The following is a 24,402-nucleotide window of genomic DNA, read 5'->3' as shown; positions in this document are numbered from 1 at the left end:
AAAAAGAGTACCATTTACCTGATTTTAAAATAAAAACAGGGTTAGATATGAAAAACAGCTGGCATGCTCTTCATCAAAAAAAGATATTGGAAACCTTAAGCTCGGATTTGAATAAAGGACTTCAAGAAGATGAGGCAATAAAAAGGTACAAACAATATGGTCCGAATCTTTTAAGTGTCAAAAAAACAAAATCTGCACTCCTTCGTTTTTTAAGTCAATTCAATCAGGCACTGGTCTATATTTTGCTGGCGGCTATTGTCATAAAAATATATCTGGGTGCCTACGTTGATGCCAGTGTGATCTTTGGTGTTGTTTTGCTCAATGCCATCATAGGATTCATCCAGGAGAACAAAGCACTCAATGCACTGGCCGCTTTGTCAGAGTCTTTAGTTACAGTAAGCACTGTGTTGCGTGGCGGAAAAAAACAGCAGATTGATGCAAAAAAACTTGTGGTTGGAGATATTGTGTTGCTGCAGTCAGGAGACAAAGTCCCTGCTGATATGCGGCTTCTCTCATCCCGTGAACTGCAGATAGACGAATCCGCCCTTACAGGAGAATCAACCCCTGTTTCAAAAACAAATACAATACTTCCCGAAGATGTTTCTCTTGCGGATCGTACCAATATGCTCTATTCGTCAACTTTTGTCACATACGGTACAGGCACAGGTGTTGTTGTTGCAACAGGCGATCAGACAGAAATAGGTCATATTTCAAAGCTGCTCAATGATGCAACCGTATTGGATACTCCTTTGACACGTAAAATATCCAAATTCAGTCATCTCTTATTGTTGGTAATTCTCTTTTTGGCAACAGTCACATTTGCTGTAGGGCTATGGCACGGTAAATCCTGGGAAGAGTTGTTTATGGCATCCATTGCTCTGAGTGTTGCCATGATACCCGAAGGTCTGCCTGCTGTTATGACAATTATCTTGGCTATCGGTGTCGCACGCATGGCCAAACGAAATACAATCATTCGCCATCTTCCGGCTGTAGAAACCCTGGGAAGCACCACAATAATCTGTTCAGACAAAACAGGGACCTTGACACGCAATGAAATGACCGTCCAGGAACTCTACTGCGCAAATGAGAAATTTGAGATAAGCGGAGTCGGGTATTCGCCAGATGGAGAGATCCTCCAAGAAAACAAAAGTTATGACAGCGGCAAGAACCGGACTCTTTTGGAACTCTTCAAAGCAGGAGTTTTATGCAATGATTCCACACTCAAAAAGAGTGAAAAGGCATGGAGCATAGAAGGAGATCCTACGGAGGGAGCATTGCTGGTCTGTGCAAAAAAAGCGGCAATAGACACTGACGCATTAAGAGCTGACATGCCAAGGATAGATGCGATCCCCTTTGAATCGCAATACCAGTATATGGCAACTCTGCATTTTGACAAAGAAACAAACAAATATATCATTTATGTAAAAGGCTCTGTAGAGAGTATTACCCAGCGATGCAGTATTGTTTTGGATATAAACGGCGAGCCTGTCCCTCTCGATGAGAATGATATTTTTATGGAGGTGGAGTCTATGGCAAAAAAAGGCTTAAGGGTCTTGGCCTTTGCCAGACTTGTCATAGAGCACAAAATAACACTCGAACATGAACATATCTCTCACAATTTGGAGTTTATCGGTCTTCAGGGTATGATAGATCCGCCAAGAAAAGAGGCAATTATTTCGATTGAAGCATGCAAAACGGCAGGCATAGATGTAAAAATGATTACAGGGGACCATGCCATAACGGCCACAGCAATTGCCAGGCAGATGGGATTAATCCATTCTGCGCAAAAAGATGAAAACAGTGTCGTTATTACAGGAAATGCACTGAATAATTTACAAGAAAAAGAAATGCTCGAAGCTTCAAAAAACGCTTCGGTATTTGCCAGAGTAACACCGGAACAAAAACTGCGTATCGTCGAAGCCCTCCAAAGGAACAATGAAATTATTGCAATGACAGGAGACGGTGTCAATGATGCCCCTGCGCTTCGCAGAGCCGATATCGGAATTGCTATGGGGATCACGGGGACAGAAGTTGCCAAGGAAGCGGCAGATATGGTACTGACCGATGACAATTTTGCTTCTATAGAGGCAGCTGTCGAAGAGGGACGGGCTGTACTGGAAAATATTATCAAATTTATCGGTTTCATATTGGCAACAAATCTTGGAGAGGGGCTTGTCATCATGGTTGCTATTTTAGCGAATGTCACACTCCCGATTCTTCCTGTTCAGGCTTTGTGGATCAACATGACAGCTGCAGTTTTTCTCGGACTGGCCCTGGCATTTGAACCGCAGGAACCAGGTTTGATGCAAAAACCGCCGCATCCGCCATCTGCTCCGATACTAAGAAAAGAGATGCTGATTCGTATCTTTTTAGTGGGTACAATGCTCCTAGGCGGCTCTTTTGGCTTATTTGAACTGGCACTCATGCACGGAAACAGTTTGGAAGAGGCCCGCACAATAGCAGTCAATGTTTTTGCCGTTGGAGAATCTTTTTATTTGCTCAATTCCCGTTCACTGCGTTTTTCCATATTTAAGCTGGGACTCTTCAGCAATCTCTGGATATGGATCGGTATTTTTTGTATGATAGGCGCTTCTGTTGCCCTGACATATCTGCCGATTATGAATAAAATGTTTCATACTGCACCGATCAGTTTGCATGACTGGCTCAATATATTTGCCGTTGGAGTGCTGATTTATGTTACAGTTGCCATTGAAAAAATGGTTCGGCAGCGGTATTCAAGCATATAAAGCAGTTTTGTATGGCATAATTTAGATTTAGGGGCAAAAAACAACATGACAAATGAAGAAATTTTTAGTAATGTTTTCAAGCAGCTCAAAAGTATTGCATCAAAAGATAAAAAAAATATTTTTTATCTTCTGTACTATTCTGTTATTGAAGCAATTTTACTGCTTGTGAGTCCGTTGACCTCAGCATTTATTATTAACAGCGTACTGGCGCATGCTTCTATCTCCATTACTGTCTTAAGCGTTGTCGTAATTGTCATTTTTTCACTTATTGCAATTTTGCAAGTCATAAAAGAGTACATCATAGAAAAATTTGAGCAAAAAATATTTGTAAAAAATGCCATTAAAGTCTCTGAACTTGCAATCAACAATAAAAACAACCTTCAAAACAAAGATAAAATCGACAAATATATGAACTACTTTTTTGATGTTGTACACATACAGAAACTTTTTCCGATTTTGCTCCTCAATGGTTCCAGCCTTATTATCAAAGTTGTCATAAGCCTGCTGCTTCTTCTTCTGTTTGATGTTTCCTTCTTTGTACTGGGCGTGGTTTTTATAATTATATTTGCGATTATGATTTTATTTCTAGGAAGAAAAAGCCCAAAAAATGCAGTCGCACGGTCTGATGCAAAACATAATGCCATATACTTTTTGCAAAGTATTCCCTTCTTAAACGATACAAGCCAAAGCATATCATCCAGGCTGGATGGATATCTGACAAAATACATTTCAAAAAGACAGCAAATGTTTGCAATAATCATCAAACAGGTTGCGCTTACTTTTGTTACAGAAGGATTTATTTTGGCATCCTTCTTCATTTTGGGCGGTTATCTTGTTTTTGAAGGCATTGTCCCTATTGGAGAGTTCGTTGCAGCTGAGATCCTCATTATCTCTGTTGTCGGTGCCCTAAAAGAGTTTATTGAAAAAATAGATTATATTTATGACATGATTGAGGGTTTTTACAAAATCGACAAACTCTCTAAAGTCTTTGAAAGTGAAGAAACGTGAAAAAATACAAATCATTGGAACTCGTCGAACCACATAAGTTTATAAAACACTGGATGCTTATTACCTTCTCTATTATATCAATTTTCATAATTTTGCTTTTTTTGCCATGGCAACAAACTGTTTTCGGTATAGGAAAAGTAATCGCATTAAATCCTACTGAACGGGAGTACAACATAGTTGCAACCGTTGATGGCGTAATAGAGAAGTTTTATGTGCAAGAAAATCAGGAAGTTAAAAAAGGGGAACTTCTTTTTTCAATGAGAGATTTGGACAAAGATTATCTGCAAAGGCTCCAGGATATCCAACAGCAGACACAAAACCAGATAAGCAATCTTGCAATTAAACTTGAAAATCTAAAAAACAACCTCACCAATCAAAAAGAAAACCTTGAAAACAAAATGAAAGCTTTTACTACAAAAATATCACAGCAAAGAAACAAAATCCTTGCTCTGCAGGAGAAAAAAACCGCACTGACCAACCAGGAAAAAATTGCCTTTATCAACTTTAAAAGAACGCAAAAACTTTTTCAAGACGGTATAGAATCAAAAAGAGCACTGGAGGTACAAAACAATGCGTACATATCAACCAAAGCAGAACTTTCAATAATAAACACAAAAATAGAAAATGCCTACAAAGAAATATCAGTACTCCAAAATGAAAAAGATGCGATTTTCAATACACTGACACAAAAGATAAACACCATAAAAAACAGATTGCTGGAAACAAAGAACAGCATAAATACACTTAAAAAAATCTGCAAAACGAAAGTGTAAAACTTCTGCGCTATGAGAATAAAGACATTAAAGCCAAATCGGATGGTTATGTGGTCAGAATCTATCAAAATGACACAAACAAACTTCTCAAAAAAGGGGAGAAGATTCTCTTTTTTGTTCCAAAAGTAACAACAAGGGCCATCCGCCTTGAAGTCTCCAACTTCAATATGCCACTCATTAAAAAAGGACTTGAAGCCCGTATAATATTTTACGGATGGCCCGCTCTGCAGATTTCCGGATGGCCAAAAATCTCTCACGGAACATACGGCGGAAAAATTGCTACAACAGAACAAACGGCATATGATCAGAATAACTACTATGCACTTGTTGTAGAAAATGAAAAAGACAGCAAATGGCCTCCGTCACATCTTTTAAGAAACGGAACACAGGCAAAGATATGGGTACGGCTCTCAACGGTTCCTATCTGGTATGAAATATGGAGACTCATATCGGCACAACCGCCAAAAATGGTCCATGTAAAAATAGATGAATCGAGTTTTTAAATGCAGATAAAAAGCTTGCTTATCGTTCTTTTATGCAGTTACGGTTTTGCCCAGGAAGTATTTGTCCAAAAAGACATCATAAACTATTTTAATGAAAAAAACCCTTTTTACTACGAAAAAGTGGGTGATATTTACATTAAAGAATACAATGAAATTTTCTACAAGGGTGCTTTTGATATAAAACTTGATGCAAACTATGAAAAAAAAGAGTACCCGCTCTCTACAGCAGAGTTTACAAAAGCAGGACTCAGGCAGTCTCTTGGAAACGGAGTGGAATTTTCAGCCGCATACAGAAAAGCAACAGGAACACAGGAGTACAACAACATAAAAACATCCAAAAGGGAGAAGCCATTGTCAACCTGCATCTTCCAGTTTTCAATATCATTAACAGCATCAGCAAAAACCAAAAGAATCTCTCCCTTGCCCAACAAAAGACAAAAATAGCAAAACTGCAATCACAGGACAAAATAATCAAATTTTATCTTGATGTATCAAAGCTCTATTATAAACTTTTACTTCACAAAGAACTGCTCCAAGCCAACAGAGAACTTCTCAACAAAGCATATATTAATTTTGCATTCATTGACAAAAGTATTCAAACCGGAAAATTGCCGCAAATAGCATTAACAGAGATAGAAAGTGAAATTATCAACAGAAAACAGAGAGTTGTACTGACAAATATGCAGTTTCAAAAAGTTTTTTACTCTTTTTTGCAATATCTCAATATTAGCAAAAAAGATTTTGATGCCAAATATACACTTCCGGAATTGCCAAAGCAAAGTTCTTTGGAGCTGCTGCAGGATCAAGCAGTTCAAACAGCCTTTAAAAACAGTTTGCTTCTCAAAGCGTTACATGTAAAGGAAAAAGAAATAACAATTAAACAAAAGTACAATGAAGTCAAAAAGTACCCAAAACTGGATGTCAATTTTTATGGTGTCTATGATTTGCAATACAAAGAAGGGTACAAAGCTACTTTTGATTTCAATCTTCCTTTACAGCGAAGTTCCTACAAAGGACAAAAAGGTGCCTATACAAAAGAAACGCTTTTGCTGCAAAACAGGATAGCACTCCAAAAGAGCAAACTGAGAACGGCCATCATTACAGTACTGCAGGAGATAAAAACAAAAAAAGAGATTATAAATCTTGCAAAAAAAGAGGTAACACTCAAACAGAAAGTTGAAGATGCGCAAAGAAGACGCTACAAGCTTGGCATAGGAAACCTGCTTACGCTCAACCAAAGAGAGATCATAACACTTCAGGCAAAACAAAAACTCCTCAGTGAATACTATAAACTTATAGAAAAAGAGCTGGAATTAAAATACATTCTAAGGGAGCCGCTGTGAATCTTTTTAAAATATTGAGAAAAAAGTGTACAATGTTATTATACAAGGTGGTCATACTATGAAAAATATTCAGATTGGAACCCGTTTTCTCTTTGTTCTTTCCAAAAGAATGTTTTTATTTTTTATTATTTGGATAATACTGACAGACGGCGACATCTCTTCTCTTTGGATTGGCGTTCCTGCTGTATTGCTCTCATCCATAATCAGTCTTATCCTTGTTCCTCCTGTCTTTTGGAACTTTACTGCATTCCTGAAATTTATTCCGTTTTATCTTATACGCTCTCTTTTGGGAGGATTTGATGTCATGTTGCGTGTTTTTCATCCGGCTCTTCCGATAAACCCTGGTTTGCTAAAGTATCAGCTGCATCTTCCAAAAGGAGTACAGCAGGATATGATTGTCAATGTATTAAACCTGCTTCCGGGTACACTTTCAGTAGAAATTGAAAATAATTTGTTGTTGATTCATGTTTTGGATATTGGCAAAAATATCAAACAAGAGGTCCTGCTCATTGAAGATTATATCAATGAGATATTTTCCAAAAAGACCAACACTCAAGGTAGTTCAAATGAAAAGATTTAAAAACATACTCTGCATTATTGAAGATACACAAGCGAGCCAAAGCATTTTGCAACGCGCTGTCAAGTTGGCAACAGACAATCAGGCAAAACTGACAGTTGCGAGTGTTATTAGCAACTCAAAAGCCAGTTTTGGTATTTTGAAAAACTTTTTGGATATGGATGTAAAAACTCTTTTAAAAAAAGAAAAAACAAAAGAGCTTAAAGATTTGACACAGACTGTTTCAAACCAGTCAGATATCGAAATTAAAGTATTTTTCGGAACGCCTTTTTATGAGATAATCTATCATGTTTTGCTAGACAATTATGATCTGGTCATCAAAATTCCGGAAAATGCAAGTTGGATGCATCGATTGTTCGGGAGCAATGATATGCATCTTTTACGAAAATGTCCATGTCCGGTTTGGTTTATCAAAAAAAACAGCCCTGAATCTTTCAATCATATCATGGCTGCTGTCGATGTAAATATTGACACTGAAACGGAAGAAGAACCAGATACACAAGAAAAACTAAACCATCAAATTCTTCAAATAGCAAGTTCTCTTGCTGTCAGCGAGTTAGCCCAATTACATGTACTGCATGTATGGGATGCTCCAGAAACAGCACTCATGCAGGGTGCATTTATAAAGATGCCGGATTCAGAAGTTATTAAATATGCACAGGAGATGCAGCATCTGCATGATTCAAAGCTACAAGCACTCTTACGTGATGCAGCACATACGCAAATCGGTGATATGTTAAAATTTCTAAAACCGAATATTCATCTGCTGCGAGGTTTGCCAAATAAAATCATTCCCCAGTTTGCCCAAAAACTGCAAATTGATTTGATTGTTATGGGCACTGTCGCGCGAACAGGTTTGGCCGGAGTCATTATGGGAAATACAGCAGAAGACATACTCAACCAGATAGACTGTTCGGTTCTTGCAGTCAAGCCTCCGGGATTTAAAACTCCTGTATCCCTGTAGGTATGCAAATGATGAATATTATCTATACAGGTCTTGCAGTATTTTTGTTTCTAAACCTTATTGCAGGCATATGGCGTCTTGCCTATGGTCCGACAAATGAGGACAGAATCTTGGCATCACAGTTATTTGGTACGATTGCCATCATTATTTTGCTTTTGCTTTCGCAAATAAACGGACATGCCGCTTTGCGCAACATAGCACTGCTTTTTGCTTCACTCGCTGCTGTCACTGCAATAGCCTTTGTCCAAAGCAGTAGCAGAAAAAAACACAAAAGGCATGAAAATGATTGACATTCTCTCTATCATATTTCTCCTGTTCGGAGCAGTTTTCTTTTTAGCCGGCACAGTCGGGCTTTTACGGCTGCCGGATGTTTATACCCGATTGCATGCTTTGACAAAAGCTGACAATATCGGTGTCGGTTTCATTGTACTTGCACTCTGTTTGCAGGCAGATTCGTTCTTTGAGATAGGAAAACTGCTGCTTATCTGGTTTTTGGTTTTTTTGGCAGGAGCAGGTGTCTCACATTTAATCGCAAAAAACGCATTTCGCAACGGAATAAAAATATGGAAACGTTAGCAATCGTAGAATTTGTCTTTGATATGTTACTCTCAAGTTCATTGTTGTTTGTTGCCTATAAAACACTTACATGTAAAGACTTGTTTCAGGCTATTGTCTTTTTTATCGTCTTTGGTTTGTTAATATCTGTTGCATGGGGACGGTTGGGTGCTTACGATGTTGCTATGGCCGAAGTGGTTATTGGTGCCGGACTTACAGGGGCACTGCTGTTAAGTGCTTTGGTCAAACTCAAGAAAATGAATATAGATTAAAACAAGAGAGGGTATAAAGTATGGTACGTTTTTTTACATTCATTTTAACAGCTCTTCTTTTTGCAGGCTTAACGTATACCGTTTTATCTTTACCTCAACAGACACAGGGTCTTGCCCAAACAGTAGGCTCACAAATGCAAAACAGCGGTGTTTCTAATCCTGTAACAGCGGTATTGATGAACTTCCGTGCCTATGACACCCTCCTTGAGATGGCGGTTTTGTTTATTGCTCTTTTGGGAGTTTATTCATTGGGCAGTTCAGCAAGAGAGGCGAAGTCTCTTTTAAAAAGCCCTGTATTAAAAAGATTGGGAGGGATTTTGGTTCCTGTATTGCTTTTGCTGAGTGCTTATATTTTATGGATTGGAGCGCAGGCTCCAGGCGGTGCTTTTCAGGCCGGTTCTATTTTAAGTGCTACTGGAATTTTAATCTTTTTAAGCGGGTGGAAACTTGATTTGTCTTATAAAAATTTCTTTGTACGACTTCTTGCAAGTACAGGTTTGCTTGCTTTTGTTCTTGTTTCGGCAATCACACTACTGTTTTCTGATACACTTCTTGAATTTTCTGCAACAGAGGCTTCTTATTTCATTTTTATTCTTGAAGCCGCTGCAACTGTTTCAATAGCAATAACTCTGTTTAATCTTTTTTTTACTATTTTTGCACAACCAAAGGAAGAGAAGTGAGCACACTGTTTTTCTATGCTGTCGCCGGAATCGGACTTTTTTGTACAGGTTTGTATACACTCATTGTACAGGCCCATCTTTTGCGAAAACTGCTTGCCATAAACATTATGGGAAGCGGTGTTTTTCTTTTACTTGTCTCCCTCTCCATGCGCACTGCAGGCACACAGCCGGACCCGGTACCGCATGCCATGGTCATCACGGGGATAGTTGTTGCTATATCCGCAACAGCACTGGCCCTGGTTTTTATGATAAAAATTGCATTAAAAACAGGCAAAGCAGAGCTTTCAAGCCTGGAAGAAAAGTGATGTATTTAAAACTTGTATTAGCAACCCCTTGGGAAGTTTTTTTGATTTTATTGCCGATTTTAGGAGGATTGTTCTCTTTTCTTTTGCCGAAATTCAATAAAGCTATCGGTATTTCCACACTCATACTCACACTCTTTTTTGTAGTTTTTATTGCTCTGAAACTACGTACGCAAGGTGCTTTTTATCATCTTGTAGGCGGCTGGGATGCACCCTTGGGTATAAACCTTTACATAGACGGTTTAAGTCTTGTTATGCTTGGGCTAACTGCACTCATCGGAGTCGGAGCAAGTGTCTATGCAGGAAAATATTTTACGCAGACACAGTCTCTTTGGTTTTGGCCAATCTGGCTGTTGCTCATAGCCGGGCTTAATGCTCTTTTCTTATCGCAGGATATCTTTAATTTTTATGTAACTTTGGAACTTATCGGACTGGCCTCCGCCGCCCTGACTGCTTTGAGCAATACAAAAGAGGCACTGACAGGAGCTATGCGGTATTTGTTAGTGACACTGCTTGGCTCGCTTGCTTATCTTTTAGGCGTCGCTCTGTTGTATCATGGTTTTGGAAGTGTAGATATTGCCATTCTTTCAAATACAATAGAATCTACCCCTGCAGCATGGGCTGCAATGGGTCTGATGAGTGCCGGTTTGCTTCTTAAAAGCGCTCTTTTTCCTTTGCATTTCTGGCTTCCGCCTGCACATGCCAGTGCTCCTGCCCCTATAAGTGCAGTATTGTCGGCGCTCATCATCAAAGCTTCCATATATATACAGCTGCGCTTATGGATATCTCTTTTTTTCCTCTGCATAATTTTTATTTTGAAATATTTTTTGCTGTACTTGGATCCATAGCCGTTTTATGGGGCTCCGTTCAGGCACTTGTGCAGACTCGACTGAAACTGCTCATAGCCTACTCCACAGTAGCGCAGGTAGGCTATCTTTTTCTTGCTTTTTCTTTGGCTTTGGGAGGGGTATCTGTAGCGTGGAGTGCACTTATCTACCTTATGCTCTCACATGCACTGGCAAAAAGTGCTTTGTTCCTTGTAGCAGGAAATTTATTGCATTTTCACGGGCATGACCGTATCATTGATTTGGACCGTATTGCACAAAGGCTTCCTTTGAGTACCGCTGCTTTTGCTTTAGCGGGAGTGAGTATTATCGGATTACCCCTCAGTGGCGGTTTTATAGGCAAATGGTTTCTCCTTGAAGCATCACTTGCAGACAATAACTGGGGAATAACCGCAGTAGTTCTTCTGGGCGGATTGTTGGCTGCAGGATATATTTTTAAGGTTTTAGGGTTCACTTTTACAAAGACCACTCGTACACAAAAGGCACAAAACATTCCTCTCTCAATGGAACTTGTACCTCTGTTTCTTGCAATTATGGCAATTTTGACAGGTTTTTTTGCCACACCACTGCTTTCGCTGATACATATCGGAAATCCTTTTGGAAACATTGGAGCAGCCCCGTGAGTTTTAACACATACATTCCCCTGTTTGTAGTTTTAAGTTCATTTCTGCCTGCTCTGATAATCTTCAGACTTTCAGAAAAGCAACATACTCTTCGTACACTTTTGAACCTTTCAGGGATTTTTATAACACTTGTTTTAGTCATATGGATGTTTGTCGGTGTCTATTACGGAGAACATTATGAAATACATTTTGCTCTTATCCAGAATCTTGATATCAGTTTGCGTGCCGGACCTTTTGCTCTTTTTTTTACAGGGCTTTCAAGTGTTTTGTGGTTTATAACCACTGTCTATGCTATTGGTTATCTGGAGGGTTCTGCACACAGCAGCCGCTTTTTCGGGTTTTTCAATCTTTGTATTACGGCCACTATTGGCATTGCCTTATCCGGAAACCTCATCACTTTTTTGCTTTTTTATGAAATACTGACACTTTCTGCCTACCCTCTTATTATCCATAGAGGTACTGAAGAGTCCCGTCTTGCAGGCAGCAGATACCTTCTCTATACTCTGATTGGAGGAACCCTGTTACTTTTGGGAACAGTATGGCTTTATACATTAACCGGTACACTTGAGTTTACGCCAAAAGGATTTGTGCAAACAATACTGCAAGAGCATTCTTCGGCTCTTGTAGCAATTTTCATCCTTTTAATTGCAGGATTCGGTGTCAAAGCAGCACTCTTTCCTCTGCATGGATGGCTGCCGCAAGCCATGGTGGCGCCGGCACCGGTAAGTGCTCTCTTGCATGCAGTCGCCGTTGTCAAAGCAGGAGCATTCGGTATAGTACGCGTTGTATATGAAGTATACGGACTTGAAACAGCAGCTTTTCTTGGTTTGACAACACCTCTGGCTATTATAGCTTCCATCACTATCATATACGGCTCTCTCAGGGCACTTTTTCAGGATAATCTCAAACGAAGGCTGGCTTTTTCTACAATAAGCCAGGTTTCTTATATCATCCTTGGTATTGCCATAGTGGGTCCCATCGCAACAACAGGGGGAATTATACATCTTGTGCACCAAGGTGTTATGAAAATCACTCTCTTTTTTGGAGCAGGAAATTTTGCAGAAACACTTGGCGTACATCAGGTAAGCCAAATGAACGGCATCGCAAAACGCATGCCCTGGACTATGGTGTCTTTTACTATCGGCGCCCTTGGCATGATCGGTATACCTCCGATTGCAGGATTTATTACGAAATGGTACCTGGGACTTGGTGCTTTGGAATCCGGGCAGGGGTGGGTAATAGCTGTACTTGCTGCGAGCAGTCTCCTGAATGCAGGATACTTTTTACCTATACTTTATCGAGCATGGTTTTTGGCACCTCCAAAATCCTGGCCTGATGAACATAATTTTTCAAAAGGGGAAACAAAACTCAGTCTCTTATGGCCGCCGCTTATTACAGCATTTTTTGCTCTTTCTTTTGGTCTGTTCGCCGCTTCTCCCTGGAGTCCTTTAGCATGGGTGCATCTCATTACCCAGCGGGAGTTTTTTTAAAATGTATGAAACGTCTGTAAACAGCCTGCTCTTATTGGGTGTACTCTGGCCTCTAATGCTGGTTCCCCTGTTGTCTCTAAAAAAAATCCGTCCTATAACTTTATCGCTTGCTGCATGGGCAGGTATCCCTGCACTTTTTGCCGCTTTACTTGTCTCGCCTAGCATCGCTCATTGGAATTTTCCATGGTTGCTTCTTGGTATGAAGATCGGACTCGATGCCACAGGAACTCTTTTTTTATTTGGCAGTGCACTCCTTTGGTCTGTTGCCGGCATCTACACAAAAGCATATTTTTCCAAAGAAGACAGACAGATCTCTTTTTATAGTTTTTTTCTGCTTGCAATGGCCGGAAACTTTGGACTTGTAATATCTCAGAATATTTTCAGCTTTTATCTTTTTTTTACTTTAATGAGCTTTGCTTCATATGGACTTGTCGTCTTTAATAAAGACAAGGAAGCCTTTGATGCAGGATTAGTCTATATAATTTTGGTTGTTATTGGCGAAGTGATGCTTTTTGTTGCTTTTTTATTACTGGCGCAGACATCTGATGTAACTTCATTTGAATCTGTACGAACAGGATTTATAAACAACCCGAATAAAAATTTAGTAATCCTGTTGCTTTTTACTGCTTTTGGTATAAAGGCAGGGATTATCGGTTTACATGTATGGCTGCCTCTTGCGCATCCCGTAGCGCCCACACCTGCAAGTGCAGTTCTCTCCGGTGCAATGATAAATGCCGGACTTTTGGGATGGTTGCGATTCCTTCCATTAGGAGAGATCATCTCCCTCTACTGGGCAGCAGGCATTATACTTTTAGGTCTTTTAGCACAATTTTACGGAGTCATTATAGGCTTGACACAACGTAATCCCAAAACACTTTTAGCCTATTCAAGCATAAGCCAGATGGGGATTATGACTATGCTTATAGGTTTTGGATTTTATCTGCCTGAGCATTGGAAGAGTATCTTGGCCGGTATCACTTTTTTTGCTTTGCATCATGGCCTCAGCAAAGGAGCTCTTTTTTTAGGTGTCGGCATGCTTGGCAGCACAAATAAACTGCAAAGATATGCGATATGGCTCGGACTCTGTATACCTGCTCTTGCATTGGCAGCTGTACCCTATAGCAGCGGCATGACAGCAAAATTTTTGCTAAAGAGCTATACCGCGTACTTTGCAGCACCTTGGAGCAGTATGCTTTCCGTACTTCTTGTTATCGGCACTGTAAATACAACATTGCTTATGATAAGATTGCTGTATTTGGTTCGGCCGGCTGCAGCTCCTTTTGGGGTCAGTACAAGTTTTTCTCTGCTTTGGCCTTGGATTTTGCTTCTTGCAGGCATTCTCTCTTTGCCATTTTCTTTAGACTTTTCTGTAGAAATTATGCGAGAGCTGAATGCCCTCCCTTTCCTGTACCCCTTGTTTTTGAGCATCTTTATCACTGTTTTTATAAGGAAAATAAAAAAGTTGCAAAATATAAAACCTGTACCGGCAGGTGATATAGTCCTTTACTATGAAAAAGTTCTTCTTTTCTTAATCAGAAATGGCAAAAAATTTAATTTTATTTTGCTTTACTACACTCGCTCTCTCTCTTTTTTAACTGCCAAAATCACAAAATTCTCAGATAAAATAGCAGCATGGATAAAATAAACCAGCTAAAAAAGCATCCTACTATTTACAAATTAACAAATATATTTGGTATAATATATTATTACTTTTAAAATAAGTAATAAATATGGGGCTGACCTGGTTTCGACGGGATCTGGTGGCTCCCAACTGCATGTCGGACTGAGCATTCCGTTAGACGGCTCACAATTGCTTAAACGCAAACAATACAAATTATCGCCCAGCTTTAGCAGTAGCTTAAGTTTTAACCCCTCTTAAAGAGGCGGGCTGCTTCACCTGTGGATTCTAAATAAGCAGGACTCGAAGTATAACCCTTCATTTAGATATATCTTGAGTCTGTCTCAGCTCAAGATGAATCCTTGAGACTTGGTCTTGCGTAGCTTTGCAGGTTGTGTGAAGCAAGACGAGATTAAACAACCTTTCTAAGCATGTAGACGTTGGGAGTAGCCAGGTTTCGGACTGCGGTTCGATTCCGCACAGCTCCACCAACATTCCATCCAAGTCAATCCAACAAAGTCTATAAAATTCCTAAATAGTCTATCTTAATCTATTGCGCCCATTCAACCGCACATCCAACAAACATATTAAAAGTATATCTGGTAAAACAGATACAAATCAAAATAAAAAAGATGTATGATGGCTAATACTATTGAATATTCACCAGAGGATAATATTTAGATCTATTTATTCAAGATCCTTTTTATTTTGTTAAATTAAACAAAAAAACAGAAAATTAAGTATAGTTTATATAATATAATATTATCATTAGATGATAACAAAAGGAACAAAGTGGATGATTTAGAAAACTTACTTAACTTACATGGTGAAGTTTTTCCTATGGATAGTGGGTATTGGGTAAAGTTTGAGGCTTATCAAATAGAACCAAGTAAAACAATACCTCATGGTATCAGGTATTCATTAACTCTGCATGATAAAAATAATCACAGAGTTATTGGGTATGACAATGCACATAGTTTTAAATCATCTAAAAAATACGGAGCTAACAAAGAGACTTATGATCATATTCATAAACAGATGGATATAGTAGCTTATGAGTTTGAATCAGCTTCACAACTTTTAGAAGATTTTTGGAAGAGTGTAGATTATTATATGGAGAATAACTAAGATGAAAACTATAAAAGTTGGCATTATGTCAAAAAAACAGTATAAACAAAGAACTATTAAAATAGCTAAAGGTATCTATAAACCTAAAAAAGATGAACCAAAAATTTGGTTTGAGTCTATTAAATCGTTAGCTCAAATATTGTCTAGTGAAAATCAGGAATTATTACAGGTAATCTTAACCAATAATCCAAAATCACTAAAAGAGCTAGAGAGTCTGACAGGTCGTGCAAAATCAAATCTCTCAAGAACTCTAAAGACATTACAAAGATATGGTATAGTAGAATTACACAAAGAAAACAATGCGTTAGTGCCAGAAGTAAAAGCTACAAATTTTCATGTAGAGTTTGGGCTTGATGCAGCATAAGCTTTTTTCTTTTTTAAACAAGAAGATAAAAAGTAAAAAACTATCAGACAACTCAGATAACTCCTATTTTAGGGGTTTTCATACTTTAGATAACTACCTTGTATCTTGAACCGTCAAAGTGATTTTCAGGGGATTATTTGGGGAATTAATAGTTTTAGAAGCCTTTAGAAGTCCGTAAAATAGGATATAATCGATTCCGCATAGTTCTACCATCCAACAATTTTTTAATCCCACTAAAAACCTATTATAAATACCTAAATGAAGGGATGCCTGTTCATCCAAATGGTTCAAATTTTTCCTTGGTCGAAAACAACTCTCAATTTTTGCAGAACAGTCTTATGAAAATTAATAAATTAAATAAGTAATTATGTAGTATAATTTAAAAAAAATATAGGTGCAGTTCATGGAGAAAAGCCAAATATTATCATACTTAAAAAATGTTAAATCAGAGTATGAAAAAGAGGGGTTTGTCATCAAAGCGCTCTTTGGCTCTTACTCTCGTGATGAAGCTGATAAGAATAGCGATATAGATATTCTTGTAGAAGCAAAGCCTGAATTTGTCAGCAGGTATGGTTTTGGTGCAATATCCCGCATACAAGAGATACAAAATGAACTCACTCAAGCATTTGGCATAAAAGTTGATTTAGCTGATAGTACAGGGATGGGAAAAACTGCTAAAAAGTTCATCATCGATAGAGCAATTTATGTCTAAAGAGTCTATAAGCAAAGTTTATCTCATAATTGAAAAAATAGACTACATTGAACAAACTGTTAAAAAAGCAGGAGGAGTTGTCAAAGCGCTAGAAGATGTGGTAATTTACAGAGCTGCGATACTTATGCATCTGACTGCCATAGCTGAACAGTTTAACAAACTAAAACAATCTCATAGTAACGAGATACTTTCAAAATTAGCATAAAAAAGGATAGTAAAAAAACTTGTGCACAACAATATATACCACTTTTTTAAAGCTAGTTCATAAAGAGGCTTATTTTTGAAATGGTTCGATTCCGCACAGCTCCACCAAACAGGACTGCAACATCTTTGGTAAAAAACTTGAATACATTTTTATAGCTGTCATCTTTATTTTTGGGAGTATTCTCATTTTCAACTCCTACCAAAGCTATCAATTTAAGCACAATCCTCTTCCACAAACATATATCAATCAAATACAGGCAAAAGAGCAGGATGTTTTACAACACATGCAGGACAATTTTGGTTTCATTTACAGGTTTCCAATTATTATTACAGATAAAGTGCCGGGAAGACTTTATGGTCTGACCTCTTACAAAAACGGAAAGATAAAGATATTTTTAAACAAAAAGGTAATGCAGGAGAGTATGCCTTATATGATTTCGGATGTAATCCCTCATGAATATGCCCATGCTCTTCTTTTTAAACTCCATCAAAATGCTGTAAGAAATGATGGGCACTCCAGACTTTGGCAAGAAACCTGTAAAAGTCTGGGAGGAAAAAACTGCAGGCGCTATGTAGATCAAAAAGAGATTATCATGTCAAAAATGCCCTTTAAATAATCTCCCTATTCGTCAATATCTCTTTGGGCATCTTGAAAATAATATCCTGGAAATTCTATTTTTTGTAAAGATTTCAGCCCCTCTTCATTTTCTATGACTTTATACAGTTCCCCGTAAATAATCTGCGGTTCAAAAACAAAATTTTCTACAGTAGCTTTATTCTCCTGTGTTGCCAGGGATTCTGGTAAAAAAGTATCACAGACTACATCATAGTAACTCTCACGCAATAAATCATACTCATCCAGGTCTGTACTGCAGTCAAAATAGGAAAAGCTCATAGCCTCATCGCTGTTGTTTATTTCAAGACTCAGCATTATATTTGCTTTTCCCTGCTCTTTTCTTAGATATATTATATCGCCCTTGCATGCCTTTGTTAAGAGGTTTTTAATAGGTTTGAGTGTTTGATTGACCAGTTTAAAACTCTCCATTGAAATTTCTTTCTCTTCACTCTCTTCATCAGCACATGCAAGATACTCAATCTCCTCACCGTTCATGACTTTATATGTACATACGTCAGTTACAGCATCAAGCTCACCGCTTTGCGCATAAGCATCAATCTCTTCCATAATGCTTTTTATTTCTGATTCTTCGTTGATTTCTTCGTTTTCTAAATTAAATTCCTCAAAAGTCCCGACATTGCTCAGACTTACTATAGAAATATCACCTTCGATTATAATTTTTCTTTCCATTGTATACTCCTGTCTGTTTTTTATGATTATACATCTTTTGAAATAAAAAGCAATGGAACTTAAGTAACAAATATGTGATTTTTTTATAAATTTTGTTATGATGGTGCTCGATACTGGATTTGAACCAGTGACTCCTACCTTGTCGAGGTAGTACTCTACCACTGAGTTAATCGAGCTGTAGTAAATGAAGAGTAAAATTCTACCAAAAAATCCTTAAACCAATTTTCTTTTTCAAACTTTTTGCGAATATCTTTTTCTTTTCTATAATATTTTGAAAAACAATCTATTTTACTTTTAATTTATGTTTAGAAGTAGTATAATTTCGCTCTAGAGATGATACACTGCTAAAAAGTATCAATTATTACATATACCACAAGGTAAACTATGAGCATAACAAAAGAATTAGAAGATTTAGGACTTAAAAATGTCGGAAAAATTTATCATAACCTTGACTATGATGAATTAATCAAGCATGAACTTGAAAATGGTGAAGTAAGAAAAACCAAAACAGGTGCAACTGCTGTAGATACAGGTATATTTACAGGCCGTTCACCCAAAGACAAATATTTTGTTGACCGTGAACCATCTAATAAATACATAGCATGGGGAGATGTCAACCAAAAAATCAGTGAAGAAATTTTCAATGAGCTTCTGGATCTTTCCCGTGAACAGCTTTCTGGGAAAAATCTTTATGTGACTGATGTATACAGTGGCGCAAGTCCCGCTTCAAAAAAATCTATTCGTTTTGTGACAGAGATTGCCTGGCAGTCTCATTTTGTTAAAAATATGTTTATTCGCCCCACTCCTTCCGAACTTGCATCATTTAAATCTGATTTTACTGTTTTAAATGCCTGTAAAGCTGTCAATGACAAATGGAAAGAACACGGCATGAACTCTGAAGTTTTTGTTCTCTTTGATATCGAAAGAAACATGGCTATAATCGGTGGTACCTGGTATGGCGGTGAGTTGAAAAAAGGTATTTTTTCAATGATGAACTACTGGCTGCCGCTTGACGGAAAACTCTCCATGCACTGTTCTGCAAATGTTGGAGAACGCGGAGACACTGCTCTGTTTTTTGGACTGAGCGGAACCGGAAAAACAACACTTTCAACAGATCCAAAACGTGCCCTCATCGGTGATGACGAACATGGTTGGGATGATTACGGCGTCTTTAACTTTGAGGGGGGATGTTATGCAAAAGTCATTAACCTTGACGCAAAAAGTGAACCTGAAATTTACGGTGCAATCAAAAAAGATGCACTTTTGGAAAATGTTGTTATGCATGATGACGGTGAAGTTGACTATGATGACGGTTCCAAAACCGAAAACACCCGTGTTTCTTATCCTATTGAACACATAAAAAACCACAAGCCTGATTTAATGGCAGGACACCCTGAAAACATTATCTTTCTCTCTGCCGATGCGTTTGGTGTACTGCCTCCGGTTTCAAAACTGACCCGAGAACAGGCAATGTACTACTTCCTCAGCGGATACACTGCAAAAGTTGCCGGAACAGAACGTGGTATTACCGAGCCGGTTGCAACGTTCTCTGCATGTTTCGGTGAAGCATTTATGACGCTGCATCCTACAGTGTATGCCAAACTTCTCGGCGAAAAAATTGACAAACACAATGTAAATGTTTACCTTGTCAACACAGGTTGGACCGGTGGAGGATACGGTGTCGGCAAACGTATGAGTTTAAAAGACACCCGCGCATGCATCAATGCCATACTTGACGGTACCATCAATGAAAGTGAATTTGATACGACAGAGACATTCAGACTGCAGGTACCTAAAACACTGGGAGATATCAACCCTGACCTTTTAAACCCCAGAAATGCCTGGGAAGACAAAGAGGCCTTTGACGCAACCCGCGACAAACTTGCAGATATGTTTGTGGAAAACTTTAAAAGATACCAGGATGCCGACAGCGAATTTGACTTCTCTGCAGCAGGTCCCAAGGTAGAAAAGTAAAAAGCTTTTTGGCTTTTTACTCTTACTCTCTTTCAAGCTACTTTTTTTTCGTAGCCTTTTCCAGATAGATCCAAACTGCTCCGCCGATAGTAAGTAAAATCACAGGGGCTATCCATTTGTTATCATTAATATACAGGGCAAACTTACTCAAAACAGCCCCGAAGTAGTAACTGCTCAGACCAAATGCCAAAGCCCACACAGCAGCTGCAAAAATATTTAATATTGCAAACTTTTTAAAGTCATATTTTGTCAATGCTATTGCAATCGGTACGACAGTTTTTAAACCGTATATAAACTTTTGAATAAAAATAACCCAATCCCCATGTTTTTTTATAAGTATATGTGCAAGTGCGAGTTTACGTCTGTGCTTTCGCAGCCCCTCAACCATCATAGACTTCTGGTATCTTGTCAGCCAAAAAAGTAAAACATCTCCAAGCGCATTGCCCAAAAAGGCAATACTGATTGAAAGTGTCAAATCCATCTTCCCCATAAAACTCAAAACACCTGCTGCTACAAGTCCGATGAATCCGCCGCCTAAAGAGTATAAAAAAAGTCCTATATACCCGTATGTTGCCAAATTACTGAATGTATCTTCCATATTTTATTGTTACTCCTTATTTATTGCTTTTTGCTTTCTAAATTGCTATATTTTTTTGTAACCCAGTCTTGAATCTTGAAAGACACAAAGCCCGCACTGAAATACGGGTTCCAAAAAGCAAATCTAAAGTTTTTTAATTTTTGTGATTTCATCACGCAGTCGTGCCGCTTCTTCAAAATTTAGCTCACGGGCAGCCTCTTTCATTTTTAAGGAAAGCTCTTTTATCATTGCTTTTCTTTCACTTGGCGGTATTTTATCCTGTTTTTTGTATTTTTGGTAGAGCCCGCCATGATCTTCAACTTTAAGATTTTCATCCAGGGCCCGTTTTGTTGTTTTTGGCGTTATGCCATGCTTCTTGTTATACGCTTCCTGAATTGCCCGTCTTGCATTTGTTTTGTCTATGGCTCTTTGCATGGAGCCTGTCATTTTGTTTGCATACAGAATGACCCGACCGTTTTCATTTCTCGCTCCGCGTCCTATAGTCTGTACAAGCGCCGTTTCACTTCGTAAAAACCCCTCTTTGTCCGCATCCAAAATTGCCACCAGAGAAACCTCCGGCAGATCCAGACCTTCACGCAAAGGTTGATTCCTATAAGCACGTCAAACTCACCCAAGCGCAATGAACGAATAATTTGGTTTCGCTCGATTGTGTCAATATCTGAGTGCATATACTGTACTTTAATGCCCAAATCCGCCAAATATTTTGTCAAAGCTTCTGCCATTTTTTTCGTCAAAACCGTAATTAAAACACGTTCGTCTTTGACAATGGTCTTTTTAATCTCATCATGGATATCTTCTACCTGATTGTCTGAGGGCTTTATCTCTATAACAGGGTCAAGCAGTCCTGTGGGACGGATAATCTGTTCCGCTTTGACTGCCGACATTTCCAACTCATATTCAGAAGGCGTTGCTGAAACAAAAAGATAATACGGTGCTTTGTTTATATACTCTTCTGCCTTTAGCGGACGGTTGTCGAGGGCTGACGGCAGGCGAAAGCCATAATCGACAAGCACCTCTTTTCTTGCTCTGTCTCCTGCATACATTCCTCGATACTGTGGCAGTGAAACATGGGATTCATCTACGATAACAAGATACTCTTTATGGTTTTGTTCAAAATAATCAAGCAATGTAAAAGGGGCTTCTCCCGGTTTTTTATTTGTCAAAAGTCTTGAATAGTTTTCAATACCCTTGCACATTCCGGTTGTCTGTAACATCTCCAGGTCAAATTCGACACGCTGTTTGAGTCTTTGATACTCGACTAATTTTCCCTCTTTTTGAAAATATGCCAAACGTTCATCAAGCTCTTCTTCTATGCGTTTGACAGCCACAGCCATTTTTTCCTGAGAAACACTAAACTGTGAAGTCGCATAAACAGTAACACTTTTATGCTCTTCGAGACGTTTGTTGTCGATAACATCAAAGGTATAAATTGCCTCTATTTCATCACCGAAAAATTCGACACGGATTGCTTCTTGTTCAAAATACGGCGGATAGATATCTATGCTTTCTCCGTTCACGCGAATATGCCCGCTGTCAAAATAGCTGTCATTTCGGGAATATCCCATTTCCACCAAACGCAAAAGCAGTTTCTTCTGCGCTATTTCATCACCGACGGCCAAAGACTGCACCATGTTTTGGTACTCCTCAGGATCTCCCAAACCATAGTTTGCAGAAACAGAGGCGATGACGATAACATCATCATACGAAAGCAGATTTGCCGTAGCGGAAAGTCGAAGACGTTCAAGTTCATCATTGATAGCGGAATCTTTTTCTATAAAAAGATCCTGACGCGGGATGTAGGCTTCAGGCTGATAGTAATCATAATAAGAAACAAAATATTCGACATGATTGTTTGGAAAAAACTGACGAAATTCTGAGTAAAGCTGTGCGGCAAGCGTTTTATTATGTGTCATAATGATAGTCGGCATTTTTACATTTTCTATAACGCGTGCCATCGTATGGGTTTTTCCGCTCCCCGTGACCCCTTCAAGTGTCTGATAGCGATTCCCTTTCAGTATGGAGTCAGAGAGTTTTTTTATAGCTGTCGGTTGATCACCCGCCGGTTCATAGGGTGATACTACTTTAAATTCTGGTTTCTTTTTCATTAATGGAATTATAGCCAAATGAAAGAAACATCAAAGATTATAATGTATTTCTGATTGATTTATATCAAGTAAACCTCTGCTATTATATAATATAATTTTATACAAAACAGACAAACGAGGTTTTATGCAATACCAAACTATTACGAAAAAAAACATTCGCGTTATGGTTGACCGCTTTTACAGCAGTGTACTCAAAGACGACCTTATCGCTGATTTTTTTATTGAAAAACTTGGGGATGAGATGATTTCGGATGAATGGCAGCATCATCTTAATCTTCTGACAGACTTTTGGGCAGCGATGACAACAGGCGACAACAGTTATAACGGTACCCCCATAACACCGCACTTGGATATGCCCGGACTTAACAAAGAGAGTTTTCAAAGATGGCTGGAACTTTTTTCAGAAACTATAGACAGACTGTATGAAAAAAAAGCCGCAGATATTTTTAAGATCAGAGGTGAAATGATTGCAAATAATTTTATGAAACAATTGAAACTTTAAATTTTTTATTTTATAAATTTAGCACAACTGTAGGCACTTGAAAATGCCCACTGAAAATTATAGCCCCCGAGTTCGCCCGTTACATCTACAACTTCGCCTATAAAATAGAGACCTTTTACTTTTTTTGATTCCAAGCCATTATATGTAAGCTCATCTGCCAAAACACCGCCTCTGCTTACCTCCGCTTTGCTAAAACCAAAATTTCCCGCAGGAGCAAAGGTATAATTGTGCAATGTTTTTAATGCCTCTTTGTCATGTTTGCTCAGTTTTGTACACTCTTTGTCTTTAAAATCTATCGCGGACAAAAGAGCTTTTGCAAGTCTTTTTGGCAAGGGGATGAGTGAACTCACCAGTTTTTTACTCTTTTGCACCAAATCTAAAATATTTTTATTGGGCAAAAAGTCTATGCTTATTTCCCCTTTTTTCCAATAGAGTGAAGCAGAAAGTATGGCAGGACCGCTAATGCCTTTATGCGCAAAAAGCATCTCTTCTTTGAGCATTTTATCTGCCACCTTTACATGTACATAGCAGCTCAGCCCGCTGAGCTCTTTCATCCAAAACTGCTCTTTTTGCAGTGTAAGCCCGACAAGTGCAGGCGTAAATTCTTTCACACCGACACCAAAGCTTTTTGCAATTTGCAACCCTACATCACTTGCACCAAGCGTTTGAAAACTTTCTCCACCGGTGGCTACAACAACTTTTTTTGCCGTGTATTTGTTTTTGTCTGTCGTAACTGTAAAAAAATCTTCTGATTTGCTTACATGTAACACTTTGTTGTTCAAAATAATTTCACTGTTTTTTGCATTTTTTTTCAATACATTGATAATATCATCCGAAGAATTTTTACAAAAATAGTAGCGTCCTTTTTCAGTTCCAACGCTACCCTGTTTCTGTCCAAAAAGTCCAATAAATCATCTTTCGTGAATCGTTTAAAGGCTGCTGAGAGTAATCTCTCTTCCCCGTCAAAATTATTTGTCTGCACACTGACATTGGTAATATTACATTTACCTCCACCGGAAATTTTGAGTTTCTTGGCAGCTTTTTCATTGCCCTCGATTATAGCAATGCTCATTTTTTTACTCAGACTGCCTGCACACATCAGTCCACTCGCCCCGGCACCAAGAATAATTACATCATAGTTTTTCATAGACTAATTATACGGTATAATTACACAAATATATCGTAATTTAAAATCAATTTTGATCTTAT

26 protein-coding genes, 1 tRNA gene, 1 other RNA gene and 3 pseudogenes are annotated in these 24,402 nt (G+C 38.4%); 26 read left to right on the top strand and 5 right to left on the bottom strand.

The annotated features are described in order from the left end of the window. Positions 1-47: 47 nt before the first annotated feature. From MLC44_RS03230 to MLC44_RS03115, 24 genes and pseudogenes are all read left to right on the top strand, one after another. Entirely contained in the window at positions 48-2,747 is a 2,700-nt protein-coding gene (locus MLC44_RS03230; protein WP_434658465.1) for a cation-transporting P-type ATPase, read from the top strand. 45 nt (positions 2,748-2,792) lie between these two features. Then, positions 2,793-3,755: an ABC transporter ATP-binding protein gene (locus MLC44_RS03225; protein WP_418641076.1), complete on the top strand. Its 963-nt coding sequence runs from the start codon at positions 2,793-2,795 to the stop codon at positions 3,753-3,755. Then, positions 3,752-4,528: a biotin/lipoyl-binding protein gene (locus MLC44_RS03220; RefSeq protein ID WP_434658463.1), complete on the top strand. Its 777-nt coding sequence runs from the start codon at positions 3,752-3,754 to the stop codon at positions 4,526-4,528. Before MLC44_RS03225 ends, MLC44_RS03220 begins: the two co-directional genes overlap by 4 nt. 50 nt (positions 4,529-4,578) lie before the next feature. After that, a complete protein-coding gene (locus MLC44_RS03215) occupies positions 4,579-5,031 on the top strand; it encodes a hypothetical protein (protein ID WP_434658461.1) in 453 nt (150 codons plus the stop codon). Next, the gene (locus tag MLC44_RS03210; RefSeq protein WP_434658459.1) at positions 5,032-5,475 is read left to right on the top strand and encodes a hypothetical protein; all 444 of its coding nucleotides are present in this window, start codon (positions 5,032-5,034) and stop codon (positions 5,473-5,475) included. Continuing rightward, positions 5,364-5,636: pseudogene (locus MLC44_RS03205) on the top strand (TolC family protein); the annotation flags it as partial. The gene MLC44_RS03210 and the pseudogene MLC44_RS03205, both read left to right, overlap by 112 nt. Before the next feature lie 3 nt (positions 5,637-5,639). Then, a complete protein-coding gene (locus MLC44_RS03200) occupies positions 5,640-6,374 on the top strand; it encodes a TolC family protein (protein ID WP_434658457.1) in 735 nt (244 codons plus the stop codon). A 58-nt stretch (positions 6,375-6,432) separates the two neighbouring features. Continuing rightward, a complete protein-coding gene (locus MLC44_RS03195) occupies positions 6,433-6,954 on the top strand; it encodes a Na+/H+ antiporter subunit E (RefSeq protein WP_434658455.1) in 522 nt (173 codons plus the stop codon). Then, a complete protein-coding gene (locus MLC44_RS03190) occupies positions 6,941-7,915 on the top strand; it encodes a universal stress protein (RefSeq protein WP_346389400.1) in 975 nt (324 codons plus the stop codon). The genes MLC44_RS03195 and MLC44_RS03190 overlap by 14 nt, the downstream gene beginning before the upstream one ends. Positions 7,916-7,923: 8 nt before the next feature. Continuing rightward, positions 7,924-8,205 (top strand): monovalent cation/H+ antiporter complex subunit F, encoded by a 282-nt coding sequence (locus MLC44_RS03185; RefSeq protein WP_418641071.1) that lies wholly within the window; start codon positions 7,924-7,926, stop codon positions 8,203-8,205. After that, entirely contained in the window at positions 8,198-8,491 is a 294-nt protein-coding gene (gene mnhG, locus MLC44_RS03180) for a monovalent cation/H(+) antiporter subunit G (RefSeq protein ID WP_346389398.1), read from the top strand. Before MLC44_RS03185 ends, mnhG begins: the two co-directional genes overlap by 8 nt. Further along, positions 8,479-8,742, top strand: a complete 264-nt coding sequence (locus MLC44_RS03175; protein WP_151900934.1) for a Na(+)/H(+) antiporter subunit B — start codon at positions 8,479-8,481, stop codon at positions 8,740-8,742. The genes mnhG and MLC44_RS03175 overlap by 13 nt, the downstream gene beginning before the upstream one ends. Before the next feature lie 20 nt (positions 8,743-8,762). After that, positions 8,763-9,422 (top strand): hydrogen gas-evolving membrane-bound hydrogenase subunit E, encoded by a 660-nt coding sequence (gene mbhE / locus MLC44_RS03170; RefSeq protein WP_151900935.1) that lies wholly within the window; start codon positions 8,763-8,765, stop codon positions 9,420-9,422. Continuing rightward, on the top strand, positions 9,419-9,727 hold the full coding sequence (locus tag MLC44_RS03165) for a sodium:proton antiporter (protein WP_151900936.1): 309 nt from the start codon (positions 9,419-9,421) through the stop codon (positions 9,725-9,727). Before mbhE ends, MLC44_RS03165 begins: the two co-directional genes overlap by 4 nt. Next, the gene (locus MLC44_RS03160; protein ID WP_434658866.1) at positions 9,727-10,572 is read left to right on the top strand and encodes a complex I subunit 5 family protein; all 846 of its coding nucleotides are present in this window, start codon (positions 9,727-9,729) and stop codon (positions 10,570-10,572) included. The genes MLC44_RS03165 and MLC44_RS03160 overlap by 1 nt, the downstream gene beginning before the upstream one ends. Next, positions 10,503-11,192, top strand: coding sequence for a proton-conducting transporter transmembrane domain-containing protein (locus MLC44_RS03155; RefSeq protein WP_434658453.1), 690 nt, complete (start codon positions 10,503-10,505; stop codon positions 11,190-11,192). The genes MLC44_RS03160 and MLC44_RS03155 overlap by 70 nt, the downstream gene beginning before the upstream one ends. Further along, positions 11,189-12,682, top strand: a complete 1,494-nt coding sequence (locus MLC44_RS03150) for a complex I subunit 5 family protein (protein WP_434658452.1) — start codon at positions 11,189-11,191, stop codon at positions 12,680-12,682. Before MLC44_RS03155 ends, MLC44_RS03150 begins: the two co-directional genes overlap by 4 nt. A gap of 1 nt (position 12,683) precedes the next feature. After that, positions 12,684-14,327, top strand: a complete 1,644-nt coding sequence (locus MLC44_RS03145; protein ID WP_434658450.1) for a complex I subunit 5 family protein — start codon at positions 12,684-12,686, stop codon at positions 14,325-14,327. 87 nt (positions 14,328-14,414) lie between these two features. After that, positions 14,415-14,791: a transfer-messenger RNA gene (gene ssrA / locus MLC44_RS03140) on the top strand. Between the two features lie 301 nt (positions 14,792-15,092). Continuing rightward, positions 15,093-15,428: a toxin-antitoxin system TumE family protein gene (locus MLC44_RS03135; RefSeq protein ID WP_418641067.1), complete on the top strand. Its 336-nt coding sequence runs from the start codon at positions 15,093-15,095 to the stop codon at positions 15,426-15,428. A 1-nt stretch (position 15,429) separates the two neighbouring features. Further along, positions 15,430-15,792 carry a transcriptional regulator gene (locus tag MLC44_RS03130; protein ID WP_418641066.1) on the top strand — a complete coding sequence of 121 codons (363 nt, stop codon included), beginning with the start codon at positions 15,430-15,432 and terminating at the stop codon, positions 15,790-15,792. Positions 15,793-16,195: 403 nt separating this feature from the next. Then, positions 16,196-16,504, top strand: a complete 309-nt coding sequence (locus MLC44_RS03125) for a nucleotidyltransferase family protein (protein ID WP_434581196.1) — start codon at positions 16,196-16,198, stop codon at positions 16,502-16,504. After that, positions 16,497-16,709: a hypothetical protein gene (locus tag MLC44_RS03120; RefSeq protein ID WP_434658448.1), complete on the top strand. Its 213-nt coding sequence runs from the start codon at positions 16,497-16,499 to the stop codon at positions 16,707-16,709. Before MLC44_RS03125 ends, MLC44_RS03120 begins: the two co-directional genes overlap by 8 nt. 283 nt (positions 16,710-16,992) lie before the next feature. Continuing rightward, entirely contained in the window at positions 16,993-17,325 is a 333-nt protein-coding gene (locus MLC44_RS03115) for a SprT-like domain-containing protein (RefSeq protein WP_230973257.1), read from the top strand. 5 nt (positions 17,326-17,330) lie between these two features. Here the strand turns inward: MLC44_RS03115 and MLC44_RS03110 are convergent, their stop codons facing one another. Both MLC44_RS03110 and MLC44_RS03105 read right to left on the bottom strand, forming a co-directional pair. Beyond that, positions 17,331-18,014, bottom strand: coding sequence for a hypothetical protein (locus tag MLC44_RS03110; protein WP_434581193.1), 684 nt, complete (start codon positions 18,012-18,014; stop codon positions 17,331-17,333). 101 nt (positions 18,015-18,115) lie between these two features. After that, positions 18,116-18,190: transfer RNA gene (locus tag MLC44_RS03105), tRNA-Val, on the bottom strand. A 208-nt stretch (positions 18,191-18,398) separates the two neighbouring features. Here MLC44_RS03105 and pckA point away from each other — a divergent pair. Then, entirely contained in the window at positions 18,399-19,988 is a 1,590-nt protein-coding gene (pckA, locus tag MLC44_RS03100) for a phosphoenolpyruvate carboxykinase (ATP) (RefSeq protein ID WP_151900941.1), read from the top strand. A gap of 37 nt (positions 19,989-20,025) precedes the next feature. On the opposite strand, the gene MLC44_RS03095 is transcribed toward pckA, so the two are convergent. Together MLC44_RS03095 and uvrB are read right to left on the bottom strand one after the other, a co-directional pair. Then, on the bottom strand, positions 20,026-20,586 hold the full coding sequence (locus tag MLC44_RS03095; protein ID WP_151900942.1) for a DedA family protein: 561 nt from the start codon (positions 20,584-20,586) through the stop codon (positions 20,026-20,028). Positions 20,587-20,709: 123 nt separating this feature from the next. Then, positions 20,710-22,691: pseudogene (gene uvrB, locus MLC44_RS03090) on the bottom strand (excinuclease ABC subunit UvrB). Positions 22,692-22,815: 124 nt separating this feature from the next. On the opposite strand from uvrB, the gene MLC44_RS03085 reads away from it, so the two are divergent. Then, positions 22,816-23,193, top strand: a complete 378-nt coding sequence (locus MLC44_RS03085; protein WP_434637715.1) for a group III truncated hemoglobin — start codon at positions 22,816-22,818, stop codon at positions 23,191-23,193. Between the two features lie 5 nt (positions 23,194-23,198). On the opposite strand, the pseudogene MLC44_RS03080 reads toward MLC44_RS03085, so the two are convergent. Beyond that, positions 23,199-24,292 (bottom strand): annotated as a pseudogene (locus tag MLC44_RS03080) (NAD(P)/FAD-dependent oxidoreductase). Positions 24,293-24,402 lie beyond the last annotated feature (110 nt).

The sequence above is a fragment of the Sulfurimonas sp. NW9 genome (assembly GCF_051132275.1).
Taxonomy (GTDB): Bacteria; Campylobacterota; Campylobacteria; order Campylobacterales; family Sulfurimonadaceae; genus Sulfurimonas; species Sulfurimonas hydrogeniphila.
Note: the sequence above shows the minus strand (reverse complement) of the source record. Positions and strands in the feature narration are given on the sequence as shown.

Excerpts from the sequence above, each read along its gene's own strand:
- MLC44_RS03175 (WP_151900934.1), top strand. The coding sequence starts at position 8,479 with ATGGAAACGTTAGCAATCGTAGAATTTGTCTTTGATATGTTACTCTCA.
- mnhG (WP_346389398.1), top strand. The coding sequence starts at position 8,198 with ATGATTGACATTCTCTCTATCATATTTCTCCTGTTCGGAGCAGTTTTC.
- MLC44_RS03230 (WP_434658465.1), top strand. The coding sequence starts at position 48 with ATGAAAAACAGCTGGCATGCTCTTCATCAAAAAAAGATATTGGAAACC.
- MLC44_RS03210 (WP_434658459.1), top strand. The coding sequence starts at position 5,032 with ATGCAGATAAAAAGCTTGCTTATCGTTCTTTTATGCAGTTACGGTTTT.
- MLC44_RS03185 (WP_418641071.1), top strand. The coding sequence starts at position 7,924 with ATGATGAATATTATCTATACAGGTCTTGCAGTATTTTTGTTTCTAAAC.
- MLC44_RS03095 (WP_151900942.1), bottom strand. The coding sequence starts at position 20,586 with ATGGAAGATACATTCAGTAATTTGGCAACATACGGGTATATAGGACTT.
- mbhE (WP_151900935.1), top strand. The coding sequence starts at position 8,763 with ATGGTACGTTTTTTTACATTCATTTTAACAGCTCTTCTTTTTGCAGGC.
- MLC44_RS03145 (WP_434658450.1), top strand. The coding sequence starts at position 12,684 with ATGTATGAAACGTCTGTAAACAGCCTGCTCTTATTGGGTGTACTCTGG.
- MLC44_RS03160 (WP_434658866.1), top strand. The coding sequence starts at position 9,727 with ATGTATTTAAAACTTGTATTAGCAACCCCTTGGGAAGTTTTTTTGATT.
- MLC44_RS03115 (WP_230973257.1), top strand. The coding sequence starts at position 16,993 with ATGCAGGACAATTTTGGTTTCATTTACAGGTTTCCAATTATTATTACA.
- MLC44_RS03225 (WP_418641076.1), top strand. The coding sequence starts at position 2,793 with ATGACAAATGAAGAAATTTTTAGTAATGTTTTCAAGCAGCTCAAAAGT.
- MLC44_RS03110 (WP_434581193.1), bottom strand. The coding sequence starts at position 18,014 with ATGGAAAGAAAAATTATAATCGAAGGTGATATTTCTATAGTAAGTCTG.
- MLC44_RS03085 (WP_434637715.1), top strand. The coding sequence starts at position 22,816 with ATGCAATACCAAACTATTACGAAAAAAAACATTCGCGTTATGGTTGAC.
- MLC44_RS03155 (WP_434658453.1), top strand. The coding sequence starts at position 10,503 with ATGGATATCTCTTTTTTTCCTCTGCATAATTTTTATTTTGAAATATTT.
- MLC44_RS03125 (WP_434581196.1), top strand. The coding sequence starts at position 16,196 with ATGGAGAAAAGCCAAATATTATCATACTTAAAAAATGTTAAATCAGAG.
- MLC44_RS03130 (WP_418641066.1), top strand. The coding sequence starts at position 15,430 with ATGAAAACTATAAAAGTTGGCATTATGTCAAAAAAACAGTATAAACAA.
- MLC44_RS03120 (WP_434658448.1), top strand. The coding sequence starts at position 16,497 with ATGTCTAAAGAGTCTATAAGCAAAGTTTATCTCATAATTGAAAAAATA.
- MLC44_RS03190 (WP_346389400.1), top strand. The coding sequence starts at position 6,941 with ATGAAAAGATTTAAAAACATACTCTGCATTATTGAAGATACACAAGCG.
- MLC44_RS03195 (WP_434658455.1), top strand. The coding sequence starts at position 6,433 with ATGAAAAATATTCAGATTGGAACCCGTTTTCTCTTTGTTCTTTCCAAA.
- pckA (WP_151900941.1), top strand. The coding sequence starts at position 18,399 with ATGAGCATAACAAAAGAATTAGAAGATTTAGGACTTAAAAATGTCGGA.